This window comes from Ralstonia pickettii (assembly GCF_016466415.2).
GTDB lineage: Bacteria > Pseudomonadota > Gammaproteobacteria > Burkholderiales > Burkholderiaceae > Ralstonia > Ralstonia pickettii.
Genome location: NZ_CP066771.1, coordinates 2,423,994 through 2,446,671 on the forward strand (window position 1 = coordinate 2,423,994; position 22,678 = coordinate 2,446,671).

Consider the following 22,678-nt stretch of genomic DNA (forward strand, 5'->3'; position numbering starts at 1 on the left):
ACCTCGTGGCACGCGGCATGCGTGCCCTGAAGTCGACCCTGTTTCACAACAAGGAGAACGAGCATGCAAGCACGCAAGATGTCGAGTCTGGCCGCGGCGATCGCTGTGGCCGCCTGTGCGTGGATCGGCGCGGCGCCCGCGCAGGCCCAGCAGAAGGATCACAGCGCAGTGACGGGCGTCGACAGCCCGATGGAGGGCCCGCGCACCCAGGTACAGCGCAATGCCGATGCCGCTGCCAACCCCGGCTATCACAACACCGCGACCGGCGCACAGCCGGAAGCCACGCCCGGCACGCTCAAGCAGAAAGTCCACCGCGCGCACGTGAAGACCGACAAGTGGGTCGACAAGCACGTCACGCACCGCCACGGCAAGGGCACGTCGGCGGCGGAGTCATCGTCGGACCGCGCATTCTGGTCGCGTCGCGCCAACCAGTGCGACTCGCTGGTGGGGGAAGCCCAACGGGTCTGCCGCGAGCGTCGCTCTGACACCGGCAGCAGCGGTCAATAAACGCACCCTGCCCATGAAAAAGCCGACGTTGGCGCGTCGGCTTTTCATTGCGGCGGCGTCTGCGTCAGACGATGCCGGTGGCGTAAAACACGGCAATCACGAAGAACACCGCCAGCGTCTTGATGATCGTCACGCAGAACACATCGCGATACGCCTCGCGGTGCGTCAGGCCCGTGACAGCCAGCAGCGTGATCACGGCGCCATTGTGCGGCAGCGTGTCCATGCCGCCCGAGGCCATCGCGGCCACACGGTGCAGCACCTCCATCGGAATGCCCGTCGCCTGCGCTGCCTGCACAAACTGGTCGGCCATGGCCGCCAGTGCAATGCTCATGCCGCCCGATGCGGAACCGGTGATGCCGGCAAGGGTGCTCACCGTCACCGCTTCATTGACGAGCGGATTCGGAATCGCGCGCAGGCCATCGGCCAGCACCAGGAAACCCGGAAGCGCGGCGATCACGCCACCGAAACCGTATTCCGAAGCGGTGTTCATCGCGGCCAGCAAGGCGCCCGACACGGCCGCCTTGCTGCCGTCCGCAAAGCGGCCCTTCACCGCGCGGAAGCCAAATACGAGCACCACGATGATGCCGATCAACAGCGCCGCTTCCACGGCCCAGATCGCGGTCAGCTTGTCCGCTTCAACGGTCAGCGGCTTGGGCAGTCCGGGCAACGCAACGGTCACGACCTTGCCGTACCACGTCGGAATCCAGCGCGTGAACAGCAGGTTCATCACACCCACCAGCACCAGCGGCGACAGCGCGACGAGCGGGTGCGCCAGCGTGCCGGTCTCGGCCGTTTCGGGCTCGTTCACCAGCTTGGTCAGGCCGTGGTCATAGCCCTGGCCATAGCGCAGTGCCACGCGGCGGCGCCATTCCAGATACGACATGCCCACCACGATGATGAACAGCGCACCGATGGTACCCAGCCACGGCGCGGCCCAAGAGGTGGTGTGGAAGAACGTGGTCGGGATGATGTTTTGAATCTGGGGCGTGCCCGGCAGCGAATCCATCGTGAACGAGAACGCGCCCAGCGCGATCGTGCCCGGGATGAGGCGCTTGGGGATGTTGCCCTGGCGGAACATTTCCGCTGCAAACGGGTACACGGCGAACACCACCACGAACAGCGACACGCCGCCGTACGTCAGCAGCGCACACACCAGCACGATGGAGAGCATCGCCCGCTTGGCCCCCACCACGCGGATGACCGATGCAACGATGGAGCGCGAAAACCCCGACAGCTCGATCACCTTGCCGAAGACAGCACCGAGCAGGAACACCGGGAAATACAGTTTGACGAAGCCGACCATCTTCTCCATGAAGATGCCGGAGAACACCGGCGCCACAGCCGATGGATCAGTCAGCAGCACCGCGCCGAGTGCGGCCAGTGGTGCAAATAGGATGACGCTGTAGCCGCGATACGCGGCGAACATCAGGAACGCCAGCGCAGCCAGCACGATGATGACGGACATCGACAATCTCCTCGCATGCTTTTCTTTTAAGAGCGGAGGATTGTATGTCGCGATGCAGCAGATTCCGTTACGCAATCACGCGTATTGAACTGGCGGCGGAACTGGCGTTCGGGCGCGCCGGATGCGCGTCTTCGTCACGTTGACGATGACGATCAATGACGATGTCCCCAGCCTCCTTCGTGCCCCCAGCCCCCTCCATGGCCCCAACCGCGACCACCCCACCCGCGGCCACCCCAGCCGCGATGGCAGCCCCAGCAGCCGCCCCCGCCGATCCACACGCTGCCGAAAACCGGCGCCGGGTACACCGGCGCTGGGTAATAGGCCGGCCCGTAGTAGTAATAGAGGTCGTACGGATAGGACGGATACGCCGCCACTGGCGCAGGCGCCACGACTGCGGGGGCGATCGGGTTCCCGTAGGCGTCGTAATACGGCGCGACCACGCACCCCCCCAGCAAAACGACCGCGCATGCGACCACCACACCCGGCAGGATGGCGGCGCGACGGCCTGGTTGCGATGTCGGGGTCATCATGTGCTCCGTTGGATGCATGTGCATATGCGTTCGACAGTGTTTAGCCGCCTCAATTCCAAGGACTTCGCATGCCGCAGCACCGGATCGCTGCCGGATCACTTACCATGACCGCTTCGCCGCCCGGGCTGGGGAGAGATCGAGGCAGGCGATGTCCATAAAACACCGGAGGACACATCCATGCAAGCCACGGCAGCGCCCACCCAGGGCGATCGGGCACCGGCACCGGCCATCTCTGCGGCCACCCGACGCAAGGCCATCATCGCCGCCACGATCGGCAACGGCCTCGAATGGTTCGACTTTACGGTCTACAGCTTCTTCGCCGTCATCATCGCCAAGCTGTTCTTCCCCACCGGCAACGACTTCACCTCGTTCATGCTGACGGTCGCCACGTTTGGCGTGGGATTCTTCATGCGCCCGGTGGGCGCTGTCGTGCTAGGCATCTACGCCGACCGCGTCGGCCGCAAGGCTGCACTCACGCTCACCATCATGTTGATGGCGATCGGCACGGCCATCATCGGCCTTGCGCCGACGTACGCGCAAATCGGTATCGGCGCGCCCATCCTGATCGTGATCGCGCGGCTCATCCAGGGCTTCTCTGCTGGCGGTGAGGTCGGTGGCGCCACGGCGTTCCTGATCGAGTATTCACCGGACGAACGGCGCGGCTACTTCGCAAGCTGGCAGCAGGCGAGCCAGGGCATCTCGTTCATCCTGGGCGCCGCCATGGGTGCGATCGTCACGAACGGTCTGTCGCCGGAGCAAATCGATGCATGGGGCTGGCGCATTCCATTCCTGTTCGGCCTGCTGATCGGCCCGGTCGGCATGTACATCCGCTCGCACCTGCACGAGCCGCCGGCTTTCGAAGCACAGAAGGCAAAGGCGGCAAAGGAATCGCGTCTGGCACCGCTGTCGCAAGTGCTGCGCGATCATCCGCGTGAGGTGCTGGGTGGCCTGGGCGTGACGATTCTCTGGACCGTCTGCACCTACACGCTGGTGTTCTACATGCCGACGTATGCGAAGCAACAGCTAGGTCTGCCGCTAGGCGCGACATTCCAGTCGACAGCGCTGTGCGGGGCGATCATCTTCGTGCTGTGCCCGCTCATGGGCACCCTGTCCGACCGCATCGGGCGCAAGCGCATGCTGGGCACGGTGGCGCTGGTCATCGCAGCCGCGGCGTATCCGCTCTTCCACTGGCTCAACGTCCACCCGACGGTGCAGACACTGCTACAGGTGCAGGTGATCCTGGGTGTGTTGCTGGCGGCGTTCACGGGCCCGGCGCCGGCCGTGCTGGCCGAGCAGTTTCCGACGGCGGTGCGCTCCACCGGCCTGTCGATTTCATACAACCTGGCGGTCACCATCTTCGGTGGTTTCGCCCCGTTGATCGTGACGTGGCTGATTGCCAGTTCGGGCAGTAAGCTCGCACCGTCGTACTACGTGATGGCCGCGGCGATCATCAGCGTGCTTGCGCTGTCGCTGATGCACGACCGCACGGGCAAGCCGATCGAAAAGTAATGGCGTGAAATAGACGCAGACGACACAAGAGTGAACAACGGCCGGTGGATCACCCCACCGGCCGTTCGTCTTTTGCGCCGAGCAACGCCGCGTTCTCCAGCACGCGCACACCGGGCGCATCCACGCGCGCTGCCGTGACGAGCGCCGCCGCCACCGATTCCGCCGGCACCGGCCGCCACGTCCGGGGCACCATCCATCCGATTGCGGGCGACAGGGCTTGCGCAATGCGCTCGCCGAGGCGAAATTCCGTGCGCGCGCCGAGCAGCAGCGAGGGCCGGACCACCGTCACCGAAGGAAAGCCGATCGCCAGGATTTCCGCCTCCACTTCGCCCTTGCAGCGGTTGTAGAAAACGCGCGAGCGCGCGTCGGCACCCAACGCGCTCACCAGCAGAAAATGATGCGCGCCGGCAGCAAATGCGCGCCGCGCCAGATCAACCGGATACTCGACATCAACGCGCCGGAATGCTGCCTGGGAACCGGCCTGGCGGATGGTCGTGCCGAGCGCGCAGATGACGATGTCGGCGGCAAACGCAGGCTGCGTTTCTGCGGCATCCAGGCGATCGAAATCGACCACGCATTCGCGCAATCGACCCGGCGCGGCCTGCCCTGGTGTCAAGGCCCCGCGTCGGCGTACGAGGGCGGTCACGCTGCCTGCCCACGGCTGCGCGACCAGCCGACGCACTACCGCACGGCCCACCAGTCCGTTGGCGCCGGCCACCAGAACGGACGGTCCGCGCGGTTGCTCAGGCGCTTCGCCGCCCGCCGCGAAGCCTTGTCCGACAGGCATTTGCGCACTCGACATGATGTTCTCCATGAAGTTGGCACTGGCCCAGAAACACAGTGTACGGCGTCTGGAGAGCCGGTTGGCTGCCATGCCGCTTGCGCGGTTTCGGTGCGCTCCTCGCGTGAAGAACGCTGGCGGAAATGCAAACAAACGGCGTCGATATCAGGTGTTTCCCGGATGCCTTCCCGCAAACCCATACGGGGCAAGTGTCGGCTGCAAGCAACGGCCCGCAAACCCTTGCAGTTAGGGGATGTGCAACCCTTCACAACGGTGATATAAAACGGGTCGCAGTACAACGCTGTCCAACAAACCTGAAGTGGGGAACTGACATGACGACCAAATCCGAACTCGTAGCCGCCATTGCGAAAGACGCTGAACTGAGCAACGCCGCCGCTGAGCGCGCGCTGAACTCCGCGCTGGAAAACATCAAGAAGACCGTCGCCAAGGGCGGCACCATCACGCTGGTTGGCTTCGGTTCGTTCTCGTCGGGCAAGCGTGCTGCACGCACCGGCCGCAACCCGCGCACCGGCGAAGCCATCAAGATCCCGGCAACCAAGACCGTGAAGTTCACGGCTGGCAAGGGCTTCAAGGACGCCGTGAACAAGAAGAAGTAAGAGTCTTCTGCCGAGCCCCGGCATGCGTGCCGGGCCGGGAGACTTGCAAGGGACCCTACGGGGTCCCTTTTCTTTTGGTGCGTTTGATCTGGCAACGTCAGCCAACCGGCCACAAAGCCACCAGATAACCGACCGAACCGACACGCGCGATAACCGTATCCGGATCGCCCTCTGCATCGAGCCATGCAGCAGCCCCCTGCGGTACGTCGTCGGCGCCGATCGACAACACGCCGTGCACGCAATACACCAGCCATTGCATGCCCGCATGCAAGCGCGGCAGTGAACGACGCTCGCCGGCCGCAAGAGCGATGGCCTCGGCACGATGCGCCCAGGCGTCGCGCCGCGTCATCACGTTGAAATCCGACAGCGGTGCATCCAGCGTGGCATGCACATCGGCTTCACCGGGAAAGCGTGCGGGGGCCTCGCCGGGCGCGAGCGTCACGGCTTCGGCTTCGGCGCGGTGCATCGTCAGCCGGCCACCCGCGATCACCGCCAACGAGCGGTCAATGCCGGCGAAACGCGAGAACGGCCCGGCCGCATCCACCTGCGCAGTGCTCACGCGCCAGTCGAAATGGTCGAGCGTGGCGCCAGCCGGCGCGATGGCGATTTCAGTCGTGACGCCGCCGCCGTTCTTCCACGGCATGCGGCGCATTGCATCTGCAGGGATCAGTTTCATGAGCGGCGCAACAAGTGATACACCAGGCGCGCCGCAACGCGCACGGTGCGGCGATCCTGGTCGTATTCGGGATTGGTCTCGGCGATGTCTACCACGCGCACCTTGCCGGTCGCACAAACGTGCTGCACGAGGGCCTCGAGCACCGGAAGCGTGATGCCGTACGCTGCGGGCGCGGACACGCCGGGCGCCACGGCGGCGGCCAGCACATCCATGTCGATGGTCAGGTAGACGTGATCGGCATCAGCCAGCCATGCATCGAGATCGGCCATGCGCGCATCGAGGTGACGCTCCTGCATATCGGTATCTTCCACGTAGTGCGCGTGCAGCGCGTCGGCGCGGTCGAACAGCGCGGGCGTGTTCGACAGGCGGCTCACACCGAGGCAGCAATACGTCAGGTCGATACCGTGCGCAGCACAGTCTTCGGCGATCTGGTCGAACGGTGTGCCGGAGTTCCCGGGGCGACTCGTGCGCAGGTCGAAATGCGCATCGAAATTGACGACCGCCAGGCGCCCGCCCCCACCTTGTTTCTGCCAATGCTGACGCAGTCCTTGGTACGTGCCGAAAGCCACTTCGTGGCCGCCCCCGAGCAACACTGGCCGCGCGCCGGCATCGAGCAGTTCGCACACGCATTCCGCAAGTGCGGTTTGCGCGCGTTCCAGATCGCCGTCGTCACATGTGACATCGCCCGCATCGGCGAGCGCGGAAAGACCATGTGCAGGTACGTTGGCCAACGCACGGCGGATTTCACGCGGGCCCTGTGCCGCACCGGCCCGGCCGTGGTTTCGAACGACGCCCGCATCGCACGCAAACCCCAGCAGCGCAGGCACGCCGGACAACGTCGTCGCATCGGCCGACTGCACGATCTGGAACAGGCGCGTCACGTCACCGCGCTCGCCGGTGTCGTCACGCCCCTGCCAGACGGAGGCATCGAACATCGTCCTCATGCGCGTGTCAGCACCGCTTGCAGGAACGAACGCGTGCGCGCTTCCTTGGGCTCGCCAAAGATGACCGACGGCGGCCCGGCTTCGACGATGCCGCCGCCGTCCATCACCACCACCACGTCGGCCACTTCGCGTGCAAAGCCCATCTCGTGCGTGACCACGAGCATCGTCATGCCTTCCTTGGCGAGCACCTTCATCACCTGAAGCACTTCGCCAACCAGTTCTGGGTCAAGCGCGGAGGTCGGTTCGTCGAACAGCATCACCTTGGGCCGCATCGCCAGCGCACGCGCAATGGCCACGCGCTGCTTCTGTCCGCCCGACAGACTCGCGGGCATTGCGTCGGCCTTGTGTGCCAAGCCCACTTTCTGCAGCAGCTCGCGCGCTTCCGTCTCTGCTTCGTGCTTCGACTTGCCGCTCAGCATGCGCGGGCCAACGGTGACGTTGTGCAGCACCGAAAGATGCGGAAACAGGTTGAACGACTGGAACACCATGCCGACCTGCTGGCGCAACTGGTTCAGCTCGCCATCGGGCAATAGCGTGCCGTTGTCGATCAGGCGCTTGCCGCAGATGTCGATGGTGCCGCCTTCGGCTGTTTCCAGCCCGTTGCAGCAGCGCAGGAACGTGCTCTTGCCCGAGCCGCTGGGGCCGATGACGACCACCACCTGCGAGGCGTCGACATCAAAGTCGATGCCCTTGAGCACGGTGTGATCGCCATACGATTTGGTGAGCCCGCGGATCTCGATCATGGGCACATCCAACGCGGATTTGAGCGTTTGCGGATTCGCATTCGTTATGTTCATTGCACCATGCCTCCCGCACGGATGTTGCGCTCAAGCCGGTGCAGCAGATAGCTGGCGGCGCTGGTCAGCACCAGGTACACCAGCGCAATCGCCAGATACACCTCCAGCGAGCGATACGACACGCTGATGATCTTCTGCCCTTCGTGCATCAGGTCGTGAATCGTGAGCAGCGACACCAGCGCCGAGTTCTTGATCAGCGCGATGAACTCGTTACCAAGCGGCGGGATCATCCGCACCACGGCCTGCGGCAGGATGATCGCGCGCATCGACTGCGCCGACGACATGCCGATCGACCGTGCCGCCTCCATCTGCCCGCGATCCACCGACTGGATCGCACCGCGCACGATTTCCGACACATACGCGCCCGAATACACGCCCAGCCCCAGCACGCCGCACACAAACGCCGGCAGCAGGATGTCGAACTGCGGCAGCCCGAAGAACAGCAGGAAAAGTTGCACCAGCAGCGGCGTGCCACGGATGAACGTCACGTACACCGTACAGATGCCGTAGATGAATCGGCGGCGCGGGTTCAACCGCCCGATGCCGATCAGCAAGCCGAGCATGCAGCCGAGCACCAGCGCGGCGGCCGTCACCTCGACCGTGACGAGCGCACCGCGCAGGATGTCCGTCCAACCGGCCCAGACAGGAGAGAAATCCAGTTCCATCAATGTGTCCGTCGGTCGTTACTTGGCAGCGGCGCCAAACCACTTCTTGACGATCTGGTCGTACGTGCCGTCGGCCTTGATCTTGTCCAATGCCGCGTTCAACGCCTTGGTCAGCTCGGGCTGATCGCGACGCACGGCGATGCCGTATTCCTCGGCAGTCAGCGCGGGCTCAACCAGGCGCAGGCCCGGACGCGCCTTGACGTAATACGCGGCGGCGGGGCGGCCTGTGACGGCGGCATCGGCGCGGCCGATTTCGACGAGGTTGAACATCTGCTCGTTCTTTTCGACTTCCACGCGCTCGACCTTCGGATAGTTTTCCTTCAAGTAGTTGACCGACTTGGTACCGACCTGCACGCTGACCTTCTTGCCGTTCAGATCTGCCGGGGTCTTGATGGCCGTATTGCCTTGCTTGACCATCGCGACCAGGCCGCCGTGGTAGTACGGCACCGTAAAGTCCACCACCTTCTTGCGCTCTTCCGTGATGTAGATGCCCGAGATGGCCACGTCAAAGCGGCGAGAGATCAGGCCCGGCACGAGGCCCTTGAAATCGATGTCCGTCCATTCGACCGGGCGGCCCATGGTGCGGGCCAGTGCCTCGATCAGGTCCACATCAAAGCCGGTACGCTTGCCGTTTTCGACAAACTCCATCGGCGCGAACGTGGCATCGGTGGCGACGCGCAGCGGCTCTCCAGCAGCGTGCGCAGCGGTTGCGAAAGACGCCGCAGCGGACAACGCCACGGCACAAGCCAGCATCGAATGCATGAAATGACGACGATTCCCCATGAGTGGTCTCCTTGTGTGATGCATGTGGGGTGAAAGAACAACGAAGCGGAAAATTCGAAAATTCAGAGGTCCTGCAATCGCGCAGATATGGACGCGGCCGCTGCAACGGTCATGTCGATCAGGCGCTGCTCCTTGCCGCGCACGCGCGTTGCAGGCGCCATCAACGTAATGGAGCCGAGCGCGTGGCCGGGCAGCCGGAACACCGGCACGCTCACGCCCCAGACGCCCGGGTCGACCTCCCCTTCGGACAGCGCATAGCCCGCGGCGCGAATGTCGGAGAGTTCAGCTTGCAGTTGCGCCTGGGTGTCGGCATCGATGGCCAGCAGATCGGCAAGGATGGCGCGCGCCGCAGCGGGCGGCATGAACGCGAGCAATGACTTGGCAGAGGCGCCGGCCAGCAGCGGCACACCGCGCCCTTTCTCGAACGAGCAGCGCAGCGACTGCTGGCTCTCGACCATCTCCAGGCAGACGGCTTGGTCCTTTACGGCCACGACCAGCCCCACCGATTCGCCCGACTCTGCCACCAGCTTGGCCATGCCAATGCGCGCTTCCTGCACCAGATGCGAAGCGTGGTCGAAACCGAGTGCGAGCTGCAGGCTGATCGGACCCGGGGCATAGGTGCCGGCCGATTCCAGCACGAAGCCCCAGCGCTTGAGCATCGCCACCTGGCGGTACAGCGTGCTTTGCGGCAGGCCGGTCAGTTCGACCAGCTCGCGCGCCGCAACCGGGCGGCCGTGGCGCGCGATGGTGGCGAGCACCATCAGCACACGGTCCGAACCGCCCGTCGCGGCGGCGGATTGTGCTGGAGAAGGTGCCAGGCCCGGCTCGGTCATCGCGAAACTCCGTCGTGTGATGGTGCGACGGAGAATGCGACGATTTTCTCAATGGATCAACGCAACATTCCCACAAAGCGGGAATCACGCGCGAATTCAGTATTTACACCTAGGACGCCTCGGTCACATTTCCAGGTGCGCCCTCGTCCAGGCGCGCTTCCAGAAACGCGACCACGGCGTGAGCGGATACCTCGCTGCGGCACGTCGTCAGCGCGGCGTACAGCGGTGCGGCCAGGCCGTTGAGAAAGTCGATGGGCGCGTCCGGACCTTCGGCGAGATAGCGCTGCAAAGCCGAGAAGGCGCCGGCCTGGCTCAGGCGCCAGTCCGCAATCGAGGCCTGCCGCACGTGGCGCGGCGCAGCCGGCACCGGCTTGGGCGGCTGGGGCGCGGTCTTGATGGGCGCGTGGCTTGCGACATAGCCGTCGGCCATCAGGCGCGCGAGGTCTTCGGCGCGATCTTCAATGTCGGGGCCGGCGCTGCTCAACTGCGCCAGGATGTCCGCGGCGCAGCGCTCGCCATTGACCAGTAGCAGGATTGCCCGCTGCCGATGCGTGACGTGCCCGCTGCGCGCTTGCAGTTCCTGCGTGCCGCGCTCGGTGCGCGACAGGATATGGCTCAGATCCACCGTCCCCTCCCTTGTTTTTTTTGCCTCTGTTCGAAGAGAGGCCAGTCTAGAAAAACCCGGCGCTACGCGGACCATTAGAACGCCGTGTGGCGCGAGATACCGACTATCACGTGCGCGGCATTGCGTTCGTGCGGGCGAGGGGCATGGCCATCGACCGTCAAATGTCAATTGAAACCAGATCGACTCACGAGACCTTTATCGTCTGCGATTGGAAATCTACAGTGCAGCGCATTGCCACCCAAATGGAGTCTCACCATGTTCATTCGCCCCGCCCTGCTTGCCGCCGCCGTGCTGACGCTGCCCGCTGCCCTCGCCATCGCGCCCGCCGTTGCGGCAACGTCCGATGCCGATCTGATCCGCCCGGACCACGTCGCCGCAACCGACACGCCGCAGGCCGCGGCCGCCGTGCTGGCAGCGCGCCGCTACGCCACCTTCTGGCATACCGGCGATGCGCGCTATGCCACCGAAGCGCTGTCGCCGTCCTTTGTCGACCGCACGCTGCCAGCGGGGCGCGTGCAGGGCACGCAAGGTCCGCTCGACGCATCCAAGGCGTTCCGCACGGCCGTGCCGGACATGCGCGTGGAGATCGAAGACATGGTCGTCGCAGGTGACCGCGTCTCGGTGCACCTGCGCTTTCGCGGGCACTTCACCGGCGAGTTCGGCCGCACGCACGGGCAGAACCAGCCGATCGATTTCCAGGCCTTCGACCTGTACCGCATCGCCGACGGCAAGATCGCCGAGAACTGGCACCTTGAAGACAACCAGACGCTGCTGCGGCAGATGGGCCTTCAACCGTAATCCACACGGCTTCATTAACGCCCATTAACAGCCCTGCTCCCTGCGCCCGCTATGCTTCGGCCCAGCTTGCAAACCGCTGATGCGGCTGCCCAAGCGTCAGAAGAATCGAGCCAATCAACACACAAGAACATCTTCGGGAGAAGTCCATGGGAAAGGGGTTTCAGGGCGCGTTGCGCGCCTGCGCGGGCGCGCTCGCCTGCGCAGCGGTGCTCGGCGCAACCAGCTTGGCGGGCGCTACGGCTGCCCACGCACAGCAGGCCAGCGATCGGCAACAGGAAATGAAGCAGGCCTGGGCAGCCGCCAAGGCCGCTGCGAAGGTCGGCCCCAAGTCGATCGAACTGCGTGACCAGGCCACGCTCAAGATCGGCAAGGACGAGGTGTTCATTCCACAGCCGGCCGCGGGGCAGATCATGCACGCCATGGGCAACAGCAACAGCCCCGACATGCTCGGCCTGGTCATGCCCACTAGCGACGATGATGAGTGGATGGTCGTCGCCAAATATGAGGCGTCGGGTTACATCAAGGATGACGACGCCCGCGACTGGAACGTCGACGATCTGTACAAATCGCTCAAGGAAGGCACCGCTGCCGCCAACGAAGAGCGTGAGAAGCGCGGCATCCCCGCACTGGAAATCCAGGGCTGGGTCGAGCGTCCGCACTATGACGCCGCCACGCACCGCCTCATCTGGTCGATGGCTGCACGCTCCAAGGGCCAGCCGGCCGACGACCCCGGTGCGGTCAACTACAACACCTACGCATTGGGCCGCGACGGCTACATCAGCCTGAACCTGATCACCGGCCGCAACCACGTCGACGCCGACAAGCCCGCCGTGCAAAAGCTGCTCGCCGATCTCGATTTCAAAGACGGCAAGCGCTACACCGATTTCAACGCGAAGACCGATAAGGTGGCCGAGTACGGTCTGGCCGCGCTGGTCGGCGGCATCGCCGCCAAGAAGCTGGGCCTGTTTGCGGTGATCGCCGCGTTCCTGGCGAAGTTCGCCAAGGTGGCGATCCTGGCAGTGGCAGGCTTTGGAGCGGCCATGGCCAAGTTCTTCAAGCGCAAGCCGAGCGCATAAGCCGTGGCCAAGCTGCTGATCCTGCTGTTTTCAGGGTTGAAGTTCGGCAAGCTGCTGACCACCGGCGGCACGATGCTCCTGTCGGTGGCCGCCTATGCCTTCGTGTTCGGCTGGCGCTATGCGGTGGGTTTCGTGGTGTTGCTGTTCATCCACGAGATGGGCCACTTCATGGCGGCACGCCAGCGCGGGCTGGCCGTGGGAGCGCCCACCTTCATCCCCTTCGTGGGCGCGTGGATCGACCTGAAAGAGCAGCCGATGGATGTGGAAACCGAGGCCCATATCGGCCTGGCCGGGCCCGTCGCCGGCACGGTGGGCGCGATGCTCTGCTATGGGCTCGCACGCTACACCGACAGCCAGTTGCTGCTGGCCCTGGCCTACGCCGGCTGCTTCCTGAACCTGTTCAACCTGATCCCGCTCTCGCCGTTTGACGGTGGACGCATTACGGCGGTGCTGTCGCCGCGCATCTGGTTTTTGGGCGTGCCGGTGCTGGTGGCGCTGTTCGTCTGGCGGCCGAGTCCGATCCTGATCCTGATTGCGGTGTTGGCCGTGCCGCAGTTGATGAAGGCGTGGCGCTACGACCCACATGCGCCGGAAAACCGCGCGTACTACAGCATCTCAAACGAATCTCGCCTGACCTACACCGTGTATTACATCGGCTTGGTCGTGTTCCTGGCGATGATGAGCCACGAACTGCACGACATGCTCGGCAGCGTGCGCGCATAAAAAAACCTCCGCTGGTGCGGAGGCTTTTTCCTGAATCGCCGGGGCGATTCGCCTTAGGCGAAGTTCTTGGCAACGAAGTCCCAGTTGACCAGGTTCCAGAACGCCTCGACGTACTTCGGACGGGCGTTGCGGTAGTCGATGTAGTAAGCGTGTTCCCACACATCGCAGGTCAGTAGCGGCTTGGCGTCGGTCGTCAGCGGCGTGGCGGCGTTGGAGGTCGACACCAGATCCAGCGAGCCGTCGGCCTTCTTCACCAGCCAGGCCCAGCCCGAACCGAACGTGCCGATGGCCGTCTTGGTGAACTCTTCCTTGAACTTGTCGAAGCTGCCCCACTTGGCGTTGATGGCGTCAGCCAGCGCGCCGGTCGGAGCGCCACCGCCTTGCGGCTTCAGGCCGTTCCAGTAGAACGTGTGGTTCCAGACCTGTGCGGCGTTGTTGAACACACCGCCCGAGGACTTCTTGACGATGTCTTCCAGGCTCAGGTTCTCGAACTCGGTGCCCTTGATCAGGTTGTTCAGGTTCGTGACGTACGTCTGATGGTGCTTGCCGTAGTGGAACTCCAGCGTTTCCTTGGAGATGTGCGGCGCCAGAGCGTCTTGGGCGTACGGCAGCGGGGGGAGCGTGTGTTCCATTGTTCTTGCCTTCTGTGGGTTGTACAGGTTGGGAGCGACGATTGTAGGAGACTTGCAAAACCGGCGCAAACCGCAGGCTAAATAGTCGGAATACCCGCTAAACGCGTGCGGAATCGCGATCATTGCCGCTATAAGGTCATGCGCTGGTCACAGTTCGAGCTTCGGTTGCACCCGGGCGATTTCGATGTCGGCCGTGCCCTGCGCCAGCCTCGCCTCGATGTGCGTCCGGGCATGCAGTGCGTTCGGATCGCGGATGGCGTGGCCCTTGTCATCGAGCAGCACCGCATACCCGCGCTCCAGCGTGCGCTGCGGCGCCAGCAGTTCCAGGCCGGCATGCTGACGCGCCAGGCGTTCTTGGGCGCGAGACAGCGTGTCCCGCATGGCGCGTGCCAGCGTCGCTTCGGCTTGCTGGAGGCGCGTGCGCTCTCGCGTGGCATCCGGGCGCGCCGCGTTCAGGCGCATCGTCAGGAGACGCTGGAGATGTTCCGCGCGCTGCACGCGGCCGGTGAGGGCAAAGCGCAGACGGCCCTCCAGATGGGCGAGTTGCGTGCGGCGTTCGCGCATCTGCGCCTGCGGGCTGCGCAGGCGGCGCGCGAGCCAATCGACGGTCTGCGCGCGGCGATCGAGCTGCCGGCGGAACTGGGTCGACAGCGCATCCCAGTCACGCCCCACGTCGCGCAGCATGCGTGCACGGTCCGGGCTGACCAGTTCGGCCGCTGCCGTGGGCGTGGGCGCGCGTACGTCGGCCACAAAGTCGACGATGGTCACATCCGTCTCGTGCCCGACGCCTGCCACGATGGGAATGCCGGATGCGGCCACCGCACGCGCCACCGGCTCTTCGTTGAAGGCCCAGAGGTCTTCAATGCTGCCGCCGCCCCGGCACAGGATGACCACGTCGACCTCTGCCCGGGCATTAACCCGTTCCAGCATGGCGGCGATGCGCTCCGAGGCACCGGCGCCCTGCACCGGCACGGGATACACCACCACGGGCACATGCGGCGCACGCCGTCGCAGCGTGGTCAACACGTCGCGCAGGGCCGCCGCCTGCAGCGACGTCACCACGCCAATCGCGCGCGGATGCCGCGGCAGGGGCCGCTTGCGGCCAGGGTCAAACAGGCCTTGCCCCTCCAGCGCGGCCTTCAGCCGCAGGAAGGCCTCATACAGATTCCCAAGGCCGGCCCGGCGAATCGCTTCAACGCTCAGTTGCAGTTCGCCGCGTGCTTCATACAGGGTGACCAGGGCACGCACTTCGACCGCCTCGCCTTCGCGCGGCGTGAAATCGGCGTACTGGTTGCGGCCTTTGAACATCACGCAGCGGATCTGCGCGCCCGCGTCCTTGAGCGAGAAATACCAATGGCCGCTGCCCGCGCGCGTGAAGTTGGAAATCTCCCCGCGCACCCAGCCCAGCGGAAAGTTGCGTTCGAGCAGCCCGGCAATGCGGCGGTTCACCTCACTGACGGTCAGTACATCCTGCGAGCCCCGAGTCGGTGCAAACGCGGCGGCTGGGGCAGCCCCTACTTCAGGAGCAGATGCGGGCGTGGGCGCGGTCGCATCCATCCAGAAAGGTCGGCGGGAAGACGGTGGCGGAGTCATAAGTGGTGCAAGGAGCGCAAATCGATGAGGCCTGAAGGCGACATCTACCTTGAATAGGGGAGGCAACTCAAGCGAAGTGGGTCACCTGTCCACAGCATAACGCGCTTGTCAAGCTTGACAGCGGTCAGGTGACGCGCTCTGTGCATTTTGGCGCAACCCATTGATTTTTTTAGAAAAACCGCCCATGTCAAAATTTCAGCAGCGCAAGTAATTTCGTTCTGCGTCAAGCATTTAGCACGAGCGCCCCAAGGATGTTCACAAAGTTATCCACAGCATCGCTGGAAAACCGTGGTGTGACGCCTCGGCAGTGGATAAATCCGCCGTGGATTCTTACATGCGCGAGCCTCGTCTCCATGGTTTTTCGGGGGAAACAACGCTGCTCATTTTTTGAGCGCAGCATCGAGCACCCTTTTGAATCAGTCACTTAAGGTGTTTGTCCGGGCAATGTCCACAACCCATCCACAAGACTGTCCCGCGCGGGTGTGGATTTCCTCCTTCTCTGTCGCGGCGCGGGCCCGTTTTTCTCTGGATCAACGCCCAGACCACGTTTGCCTCATTTTTAGGCACCCCATCGCACTTCCTTTCATATCAAGCACTTAGCGTGCTTGTTGTGGCAATGTCCACAACCCATCCACAACACTGTCCCGCTGCAGTGTGGATTACCCGCTCTTCAGCACGGTCCGCCGGCTGTTTCGCCTGGATTGACACTGAAAAAGCCGGTTGCACATTTTTTGAGCAGGGCACCGAAGTGCCTTTCGCATCAAATACTTAGCTTGCTTGTCCGGGCAATGTCCACAACCCGTCCACAAGACTGTCCCGCCTGGCTGTGGATTGCGCGGCCCGCATCTTTCATGACAGCCCGTTGACCATCGCCTGCGCATGTCACGATGCTGCGCCATCGTGTTGCCGAGGCAGGTCCGACGCGCTAGAGTGCTGCCTGTTTTTGCCGCAACGGACAGCGTTCGGGGACGCGGACGGCACGAGCACACCATCAGAATCACATTCCTTTCACAACGACAAAACGGGTTGTCCAGTGTTTTCCATCATTCAAGCCGCCGGCTGGCCGATCTGGCCGCTGTTGATCGCCTCGGTGCTCGCACTCGCGCTCATCATCGAACGCTTCGTCGCCCTGCAACGCAAGAAGATCATTCCGCCCAAGGTCTATGACGAGGCGCTCGCCGTCGCGCATCAGCGCCGCGCCACCCCGGAAGTGGTGAACACGCTGGAGCAGGGATCGCCGCTGGGCCGCCTGCTGGCGGCTGCGCTGCGTCACGTGGTGCTGCATCCGAACACCTCGCGCGATGCCGCCAAGGAAGTGGTGGAAGAAGCCGGCCAGAACGTTGCCCACCGGCTCGAACGCTATCTCAACGCACTCGGCACGATTGCCTCGGTGGCGCCGCTGATGGGCCTGTTCGGCACGGTCGTCGGCATGATCGAGATCTTCGGCAGCCAGACCGCCGCCGGCACGAACCCGCAGGCGCTGGCGCACGGCATCTCGGTCGCGCTGTACAACACGGCGCTGGGCCTGGTGGTGGCCATCCCGACGCTGATCTTCTGGCGCTACTTCCGTGGCGTGGTCGATAACTACGTGGTCGAGCTGGAGCATCTCTCCACCACGTTCCTCGACGCGATCCTGCCGCCGCGGCGCGGTTGATCCGGGCCACGCCTTACTGGAAACAGCCATGCGCTTCCGCCCGCGCCGTGCCCGCGAAGAGCCGGAGATCAACCTGATCCCGCTGATCGACGTGCTGCTCGTGATCCTCATCTTCCTGATGATCACGACCACGTATTCCCGCTACACCGAACTGAAAGTCAACCTGCCGACCGCCGAGGCTGAAAAAGCCACCGAGCGCCCGGGCCAGATCGTCGTGTCCGTCACCGCCAACGGCGTCTACTCTGTCGACAAGCAAGTGCTCGACACGCGCGATGTCACCAGCCTGGCCGATGCGCTGCGCAATGCCGCGGGCAAGGCGGGCGGCCCCGAGCCCATCGTCATCGTCAACGCCGATGCTCAAGCCGCGCACCAGGCGGTGGTCAATGTCATGGAAGCCGCGCGCGTGGCCGGTCTGTCGCACCTGACCTTCGCCACGCAAACCGGCAACGCCCGCTAAGAGACCGCTTCTCAACCACCATCACGCATGCCCGTCGCCCAGCACCGTCTCGCCAGCTTCGTTACCCGCCAATGGCAGCAACGCGGCTGGTTTGCGTGGGTGATGTGGCCGCTGTCGTGGCTGTTTGGAGCGGTGAGCGCCCTGCGCCGGCTGCTGTTCCGCCTGGGCGTGCTGCGCTCGGTGCGGCTGCCGATGCCGGTGGTGGTGATCGGCAATGTCACCGTCGGCGGCGCCGGCAAGACGCCCGCCGTGATTGCGCTGGCGTCGGCGCTGGCTGAAGCCGGCCTGCGCCCGGGCATCGTCTCGCGCGGCTACGGCGCACAGCTGAAGCATCCGCGCCCCGTGCGCGAACATTCCCGTGCAGAAGACGTGGGCGATGAACCGCTGCTCATCGCCCGCGCCACTGATCTGCCGGTGTGGGTGTTCCCCGACCGCGTGCTGTGCGCGCAGACGCTGCTGGCCTCGCACCCGGGCTGCAACGTGATCGTCTGCGACGACGGCCTGCAGCACTACCGCCTGCGCCGCGATATCGAAATCATCGTGTTCGACACGCGCATGGGCGGCAACGGCTTCCTGCTGCCCGCCGGCCCGTTGCGCGAGCCGATGACGCGCCGCCGTGACGCCACGCTCATCAACGACCCGAACTACCGTGCCACACCCGACCGCCCGGACGTGTTCGGCATGCACCTCGAGCTGCAGGACGCCTACAACCTGGCCGACCCCGGGCTGCGGCGCCCGCTGGCTCAGTTCGCACGCATCGAAGGCGGTCAATTGCTGGCTGCAGCCGGCATCGGCAACCCCGAGCGCTTCTTCGCCTCGCTGCGCGCCGCCGGCCTCAAGCCGAGCACGCTGCCGCTGCCCGATCACTACGATTTCGCCGATAGCCCCTTCACCGACAGCCACGCCGAGGTCATCCTGATCACGGAAAAGGATGCCGTAAAATGCGGCCATCTCGACGACCCGCGCATCTGGGTGGTGCCGACCACACCGGTGGTCGACCCGGCGCTGGTCGAACAGGTCTGCCAGCGCGTGCGCGCCCTGGCCGATCGCGCAACGCTCAAGGCAAGCGCACAATAACGCCACCCTTCCGCTGTACCGGCGCGCCGCCCTCCGCCTTGAGCGGCCGCCACGGAGCCTCTACCGCCATGGACAATCGCCTGCTGGAAATCCTCGTCTGCCCGTTGTGCAAGGGCACGCTGCAACACGACCGCGCCAACAATGAACTGATCTGCCACGTCGACAAGCTGGCCTACCCGATCCGCGACGGCATCCCCGTCATGCTGGCCGATGAAGCACGCCAGACCGTGGAAGGCACGCCGGTCGATCCGGCCTGATACGAAGGTCGCCGTCATGTCGCACGCGCCGTTCATCGCTGTCATTCCCGCGCGGCTGGCGTCCACGCGGCTGCCCAACAAACCGCTGGCCGACATCGACGGCAAGCCGATGGTGGTGCGCGTGGCTGAACGCACGCATCAGTCATCCGCCGCGCGCGTGGTGGTTGCCACCGATGCAGCGTCGGTCGCCGACGCCTGCATGCAGCATCACGTGGAAGCCGTGCTCACGCGTGCCGACCACGCATCCGGCACCGACCGTCTGGCCGAAGTGGCCACCGTTCTGGGGCTGCCCGATGACGCCATCGTCGTGAACGTGCAAGGCGATGAGCCGCTGATCGCACCGACGCTGATCGACAACGTGGCCGCGCATCTGCGCGACCACCCCGACTGCGCCATCGCCACTGCTGCGCATCCGATCCACGACCCGGCCGACGTATTCAATCCAAATGTCGTCAAGGTGGTGCTCGACGCCGCCGATCGCGCACTGTTGTTCTCGCGCGCACCGCTGCCGTGGGCGCGCGACACTTGGACACCCGCGGTCATGGCGCAACCCGTTGCCGAGCGCCCGTTGCCGGCCATGCCCGTGCTGCGCCATATCGGCATCTACGCGTACCGCGCCGGGTTCCTGCGCCGCTTCCCGCAATTGGCTGCCGCCCCCATCGAGCAAACCGAACAGTTGGAGCAGCTACGCGCGATGTGGCACGGTGAGCGCATTGCTGTGCTGACCACCGATGACGCCCCCGCCGCCGGAGTCGACACCCCCGAAGACCTCGCCCGGGTGCGCGCTGCCTGGGCTGAACTCCTCGCGCAGGACGGCCCTTGAGGCCGCGATTTCTCTGAACTTTGCGCGCGGGGCTGCCAAAACCCCGGCCCCGCCATGGCATAATCGCGAGGACGACAAGCCGCATGACGGCGCCCACGCAGGCGCCACAGCGGCGACAGGGAGACAAATCGAGCCATGGGTGCCGCCGTCCGGCGGACGCCTGATTCCCCAGAGTCCGGTAAGGCTGGCGTCAACTTCGCCCGCTAGGCTGCCTGTTCGCGTCGATTGCGTCGCCATGGTTTTATCCGCAGGCGTATTGGGAATCCGCCCTCTTGGACCGATTCCCAACGCGCTTCACACAGCCTGACAGCGCGACAGGATTCGAAAACTTGAGGAACTCGTCAACATGCGGTTGATTCTGTTGGGCGCACCTGGCGCCGGCAAAGGTACGCAAGCCAAATTCATCTGCGAAAAATTCGGCATTCCGCAGATTTCCACCGGCGACATGCTGCGCGCGGCAGTCAAGGCCGGTACCCCGCTGGGTATCGAAGCAAAGAAGGTGATGGATGCCGGCGGCCTGGTATCGGATGACATCATCATCGGCCTCGTGAAAGACCGCCTGCAGCAGCCCGATTGCAAGAACGGCTACCTGTTCGACGGCTTCCCGCGCACCATTCCGCAAGCCGAAGCCATGAAGGACGCGGCCGTGGCAATCGACTACGTGCTGGAGATCGACGTGCCGTTCGACGCCATCATCGAGCGCATGAGCGGCCGTCGCGTGCACGTGGCGTCGGGCCGCACATACCACGTCAAGTACAACCCGCCCAAGACCGAAGGCGTGGACGATGAAACCGGCGAACCGCTGATCCAGCGCGACGACGACAAGGAAGAGACGGTGCGCAAGCGCCTGGACGTGTATGAGAACCAGACGCGTCCGCTGGTGGACTATTACTCGCAGTGGGCCGCCAACGGCAACAGCGCCGCCAAGGTCGCGCCGCCGAAGTACCGCAAGATCAGCGGCGTGGGCACCGTCGACGAAATCACGGCCCGCGTGTTCGGTGCGCTGCAGGACTGAGCACCCAGCAATACCCGCCAGGAAGAAAGGCGCCTCGATCATGAGGCGCTTTTTTTTTTGCTCGATCGCCGGCCGCTTCGCGCTAACATATGACGCTGAACTTGACGCGAACGTAAACGTCAAGTAACTCGCAATCCACACACGAGGAGACACGGCATGGAGATTCGCGATCAGGTATTCATCGTCACCGGCGGTGCGTCGGGACTGGGCGCCGGCACAGCACGCACGTTAGCGGAAGCCGGCGGCAAGGTGGTGATTGCAGACCTGAACGAAGCGGCCGGCACGGCGCTGGCGCAGGAACTGGGCGGTCGCTTCGTGCGCTGCAACGTCACGTCCGAAGCGGACGGGCAAGCCGTTGTAGAAGCCGCCACATCGCTTGGTACGCTGCGCGGGCTGGTGAACTGCGCCGGGATTGCCACGGCGTCGCGCACGGTGGGCAAGACGGGGCCGCACCCGCTGGACCAGTTCGCACGCGTGATCAACATCAACCTGATCGGCACGTTCAACATGATCCGGTTGGCAGCGACGGCCATGGCCAGCAATGCGCCTGATGCCGGCGGCGAGCGCGGCGTGATCATCAACACCGCATCGGTGGCGGCATTTGACGGGCAGATTGGCCAGGCCGCCTACGCGGCATCCAAGGGCGGTGTGGTGGCGATGACGCTGGCGATTGCACGTGACCTGTCGCGTGACGGCATCCGCGTGATGACGATTGCGCCGGGCATTTTCGAAACGCCGATGCTGCTCGGCATGCCGGCCGAAGTGCAGGACGCGCTGGGCAAGATGGTGCCGTTCCCGCCGCGCCTGGGTAAGCCGTCGGAATATGCGCAGCTCGCGCGTGCGATCGTTGAGAACCCGATGCTCAATGGTGAGACCATCCGCCTGGATGGCGCCATCCGCATGCAGCCGAAATAGGCGTGGCGATCAGGTCATGAGGCGGCGGGCAGCGCCATCCGGCGAATCATCTGCCACGCCGCTTCGGCCGCCGGAGACAACGACCGGTCATGTCGCCGCGCCAGCACGATCGCGCGCGTTTCCTTAGGCGACAACGGTACCGCGACCAATGGCGAAGAAGACGGCAGCGGCAACGACAGCGACGGCACCACGCCCGCGCCGATACCGGCTTCCACCATGCCGAATACGGCGCTGCTGTGACCCATCTCCTGCGCAACGTCCGGGTGAACGCCGTGGCGCAGGAAAATGCGGTCGATGAGCGGGCGGCTGCCCGAAGCATGGTCGAGCAGGACGACCGCCGTGCGATGCAAATCTTTCCAGCGCACACTGCTGCGCTGCGCGAACGGGTGATCCTTGCGACAGACGAGGCAGAACGGATCGACCAGCAGTGGCTCGGTCCATAGGCCTTCGGTATCGAGGGGTTCCACCACCACCCCAAAATCGGCTCCGCCTGTGCGGATCAATTGCAGCGTGTCGACCTGCACGGAGTCACGCACGATCATGCGGATGTCTGGATAGCGCACCGCGCACTCCGCCACGTAGACCGGCATCAACCGGGTCGACACGGTCGGACTGGACGCCACGACAACGCGGCCGCGCCGCTGCTCGCTCACCTGTCGCGCCTGTTGCAACGTGTCGTCCAGATCAGCGACGAGACGATCCAGCGCCGTCGCCAGCGAGCGGCCCACTTCCGTCAGCACGACTTCGCGGGTGGTGCGATCGAGCAGCTTCAAGCCCAGTTCGCCTTCCAGCTCGGAGATCGAGCGGCTCACGGCCGGCTGGGTCAGGCCGATGGTGTCGCCCGCCCGGCTGAAGCTGTGCGCGCGTGCCACCGCGAGAAAGACGCGCAACTGGCGCAACGTCACATTCATGCTGATAGCGTATGA

The 22,678-nt window shown here is 64.6% G+C and carries 26 protein-coding genes; 13 read left to right on the forward strand and 13 right to left on the reverse strand.

The annotated features are described in order from the left end of the window. Positions 1-63: 63 nt before the first annotated feature. Positions 64-507 carry a hypothetical protein gene (locus tag RP6297_RS11440; RefSeq protein ID WP_009241353.1) on the forward strand — a complete coding sequence of 148 codons (444 nt, stop codon included), beginning with the start codon at positions 64-66 and terminating at the stop codon, positions 505-507. A gap of 64 nt (positions 508-571) precedes the next feature. Here RP6297_RS11440 and RP6297_RS11445 read toward each other — a convergent pair whose 3' ends face one another. Together RP6297_RS11445 and RP6297_RS11450 are read right to left on the reverse strand one after the other, a co-directional pair. Next, on the reverse strand, positions 572-1,972 hold the full coding sequence (locus RP6297_RS11445) for a GntP family permease (protein ID WP_009241354.1): 1,401 nt from the start codon (positions 1,970-1,972) through the stop codon (positions 572-574). Positions 1,973-2,124: 152 nt separating this feature from the next. Next, positions 2,125-2,499 carry a hypothetical protein gene (locus RP6297_RS11450; protein ID WP_009241355.1) on the reverse strand — a complete coding sequence of 125 codons (375 nt, stop codon included), beginning with the start codon at positions 2,497-2,499 and terminating at the stop codon, positions 2,125-2,127. Between the two features lie 180 nt (positions 2,500-2,679). Here RP6297_RS11450 and RP6297_RS11455 point away from each other — a divergent pair, with 180 nt between their 5' ends. Beyond that, on the forward strand, positions 2,680-4,011 hold the full coding sequence (locus RP6297_RS11455; RefSeq protein WP_009241356.1) for an MFS transporter: 1,332 nt from the start codon (positions 2,680-2,682) through the stop codon (positions 4,009-4,011). Between the two features lie 49 nt (positions 4,012-4,060). On the opposite strand, the gene RP6297_RS11460 is transcribed toward RP6297_RS11455, so the two are convergent. Next, positions 4,061-4,813 (reverse strand): oxidoreductase, encoded by a 753-nt coding sequence (locus RP6297_RS11460; RefSeq protein WP_009241357.1) that lies wholly within the window; start codon positions 4,811-4,813, stop codon positions 4,061-4,063. Between the two features lie 311 nt (positions 4,814-5,124). Here RP6297_RS11460 and RP6297_RS11465 point away from each other — a divergent pair, with 311 nt between their 5' ends. Further along, positions 5,125-5,409, forward strand: a complete 285-nt coding sequence (locus RP6297_RS11465) for an HU family DNA-binding protein (protein WP_003272088.1) — start codon at positions 5,125-5,127, stop codon at positions 5,407-5,409. Between the two features lie 97 nt (positions 5,410-5,506). Here RP6297_RS11465 and RP6297_RS11470 read toward each other — a convergent pair whose 3' ends face one another. From RP6297_RS11470 to RP6297_RS11500, 7 genes are all read right to left on the reverse strand, one after another. Next, positions 5,507-6,085: a HutD/Ves family protein gene (locus RP6297_RS11470; protein WP_009241358.1), complete on the reverse strand. Its 579-nt coding sequence runs from the start codon at positions 6,083-6,085 to the stop codon at positions 5,507-5,509. Then, positions 6,082-7,029 (reverse strand): formimidoylglutamase, encoded by a 948-nt coding sequence (hutG, locus tag RP6297_RS11475; protein ID WP_009241359.1) that lies wholly within the window; start codon positions 7,027-7,029, stop codon positions 6,082-6,084. Before hutG ends, RP6297_RS11470 begins: the two co-directional genes overlap by 4 nt. Further along, positions 7,026-7,826 carry an amino acid ABC transporter ATP-binding protein gene (locus tag RP6297_RS11480; RefSeq protein ID WP_009241360.1) on the reverse strand — a complete coding sequence of 267 codons (801 nt, stop codon included), beginning with the start codon at positions 7,824-7,826 and terminating at the stop codon, positions 7,026-7,028. The genes hutG and RP6297_RS11480 overlap by 4 nt, the downstream gene beginning before the upstream one ends. Then, a complete protein-coding gene (locus RP6297_RS11485; protein ID WP_009241361.1) occupies positions 7,823-8,491 on the reverse strand; it encodes an amino acid ABC transporter permease in 669 nt (222 codons plus the stop codon). The genes RP6297_RS11480 and RP6297_RS11485 overlap by 4 nt, the downstream gene beginning before the upstream one ends. 18 nt (positions 8,492-8,509) lie before the next feature. Further along, the gene (locus tag RP6297_RS11490) at positions 8,510-9,274 is read right to left on the reverse strand and encodes a glutamine ABC transporter substrate-binding protein (RefSeq protein WP_009241362.1); all 765 of its coding nucleotides are present in this window, start codon (positions 9,272-9,274) and stop codon (positions 8,510-8,512) included. A 62-nt stretch (positions 9,275-9,336) separates the two neighbouring features. Further along, positions 9,337-10,107 carry an IclR family transcriptional regulator gene (locus RP6297_RS11495; RefSeq protein ID WP_009241363.1) on the reverse strand — a complete coding sequence of 257 codons (771 nt, stop codon included), beginning with the start codon at positions 10,105-10,107 and terminating at the stop codon, positions 9,337-9,339. 109 nt (positions 10,108-10,216) lie between these two features. Further along, entirely contained in the window at positions 10,217-10,732 is a 516-nt protein-coding gene (locus tag RP6297_RS11500) for a hypothetical protein (protein ID WP_009241364.1), read from the reverse strand. Positions 10,733-10,987: 255 nt separating this feature from the next. Here RP6297_RS11500 and RP6297_RS11505 point away from each other — a divergent pair, with 255 nt between their 5' ends. From RP6297_RS11505 to RP6297_RS11515, 3 genes are all read left to right on the forward strand, one after another. After that, entirely contained in the window at positions 10,988-11,530 is a 543-nt protein-coding gene (locus RP6297_RS11505) for an ester cyclase (protein WP_009241365.1), read from the forward strand. A 146-nt stretch (positions 11,531-11,676) separates the two neighbouring features. Beyond that, positions 11,677-12,606 carry a DUF2167 domain-containing protein gene (locus RP6297_RS11510; protein WP_009241366.1) on the forward strand — a complete coding sequence of 310 codons (930 nt, stop codon included), beginning with the start codon at positions 11,677-11,679 and terminating at the stop codon, positions 12,604-12,606. 3 nt (positions 12,607-12,609) lie between these two features. Next, positions 12,610-13,329 (forward strand): site-2 protease family protein, encoded by a 720-nt coding sequence (locus RP6297_RS11515; protein WP_009241367.1) that lies wholly within the window; start codon positions 12,610-12,612, stop codon positions 13,327-13,329. 53 nt (positions 13,330-13,382) lie between these two features. On the opposite strand, the gene sodB is transcribed toward RP6297_RS11515, so the two are convergent. Both sodB and xseA read right to left on the reverse strand, forming a co-directional pair. Further along, entirely contained in the window at positions 13,383-13,961 is a 579-nt protein-coding gene (gene sodB / locus RP6297_RS11520) for a superoxide dismutase [Fe] (RefSeq protein WP_009241368.1), read from the reverse strand. 147 nt (positions 13,962-14,108) lie between these two features. Continuing rightward, the gene (xseA, locus tag RP6297_RS11525) at positions 14,109-15,518 is read right to left on the reverse strand and encodes an exodeoxyribonuclease VII large subunit (RefSeq protein ID WP_009241369.1); all 1,410 of its coding nucleotides are present in this window, start codon (positions 15,516-15,518) and stop codon (positions 14,109-14,111) included. A 1,069-nt stretch (positions 15,519-16,587) separates the two neighbouring features. Here xseA and RP6297_RS11530 point away from each other — a divergent pair. From RP6297_RS11530 to RP6297_RS11560, 7 genes are all read left to right on the forward strand, one after another. After that, positions 16,588-17,208: a MotA/TolQ/ExbB proton channel family protein gene (locus tag RP6297_RS11530; RefSeq protein WP_009241370.1), complete on the forward strand. Its 621-nt coding sequence runs from the start codon at positions 16,588-16,590 to the stop codon at positions 17,206-17,208. A gap of 28 nt (positions 17,209-17,236) precedes the next feature. Then, positions 17,237-17,665 (forward strand): ExbD/TolR family protein, encoded by a 429-nt coding sequence (locus RP6297_RS11535; RefSeq protein ID WP_004631807.1) that lies wholly within the window; start codon positions 17,237-17,239, stop codon positions 17,663-17,665. Positions 17,666-17,692: 27 nt separating this feature from the next. Then, positions 17,693-18,742 (forward strand): tetraacyldisaccharide 4'-kinase, encoded by a 1,050-nt coding sequence (lpxK, locus tag RP6297_RS11540; protein ID WP_009241371.1) that lies wholly within the window; start codon positions 17,693-17,695, stop codon positions 18,740-18,742. A 68-nt stretch (positions 18,743-18,810) separates the two neighbouring features. Next, a complete protein-coding gene (locus RP6297_RS11545) occupies positions 18,811-18,999 on the forward strand; it encodes a Trm112 family protein (protein WP_004631803.1) in 189 nt (62 codons plus the stop codon). A 16-nt stretch (positions 19,000-19,015) separates the two neighbouring features. Next, on the forward strand, positions 19,016-19,822 hold the full coding sequence (gene kdsB, locus RP6297_RS11550) for a 3-deoxy-manno-octulosonate cytidylyltransferase (protein ID WP_009241372.1): 807 nt from the start codon (positions 19,016-19,018) through the stop codon (positions 19,820-19,822). Between the two features lie 346 nt (positions 19,823-20,168). Further along, complete coding sequence (adk, locus tag RP6297_RS11555) at positions 20,169-20,837, forward strand: adenylate kinase (RefSeq protein ID WP_009241373.1); 669 nt, start codon at positions 20,169-20,171, stop codon at positions 20,835-20,837. A gap of 156 nt (positions 20,838-20,993) precedes the next feature. After that, positions 20,994-21,752: a 3-hydroxyacyl-CoA dehydrogenase gene (locus RP6297_RS11560; RefSeq protein ID WP_009241374.1), complete on the forward strand. Its 759-nt coding sequence runs from the start codon at positions 20,994-20,996 to the stop codon at positions 21,750-21,752. A gap of 14 nt (positions 21,753-21,766) precedes the next feature. Here the strand turns inward: RP6297_RS11560 and RP6297_RS11565 are convergent, their stop codons facing one another. Further along, positions 21,767-22,663, reverse strand: a complete 897-nt coding sequence (locus RP6297_RS11565) for a LysR family transcriptional regulator (protein ID WP_009241375.1) — start codon at positions 22,661-22,663, stop codon at positions 21,767-21,769. Positions 22,664-22,678: the final 15 nt, after the last annotated feature.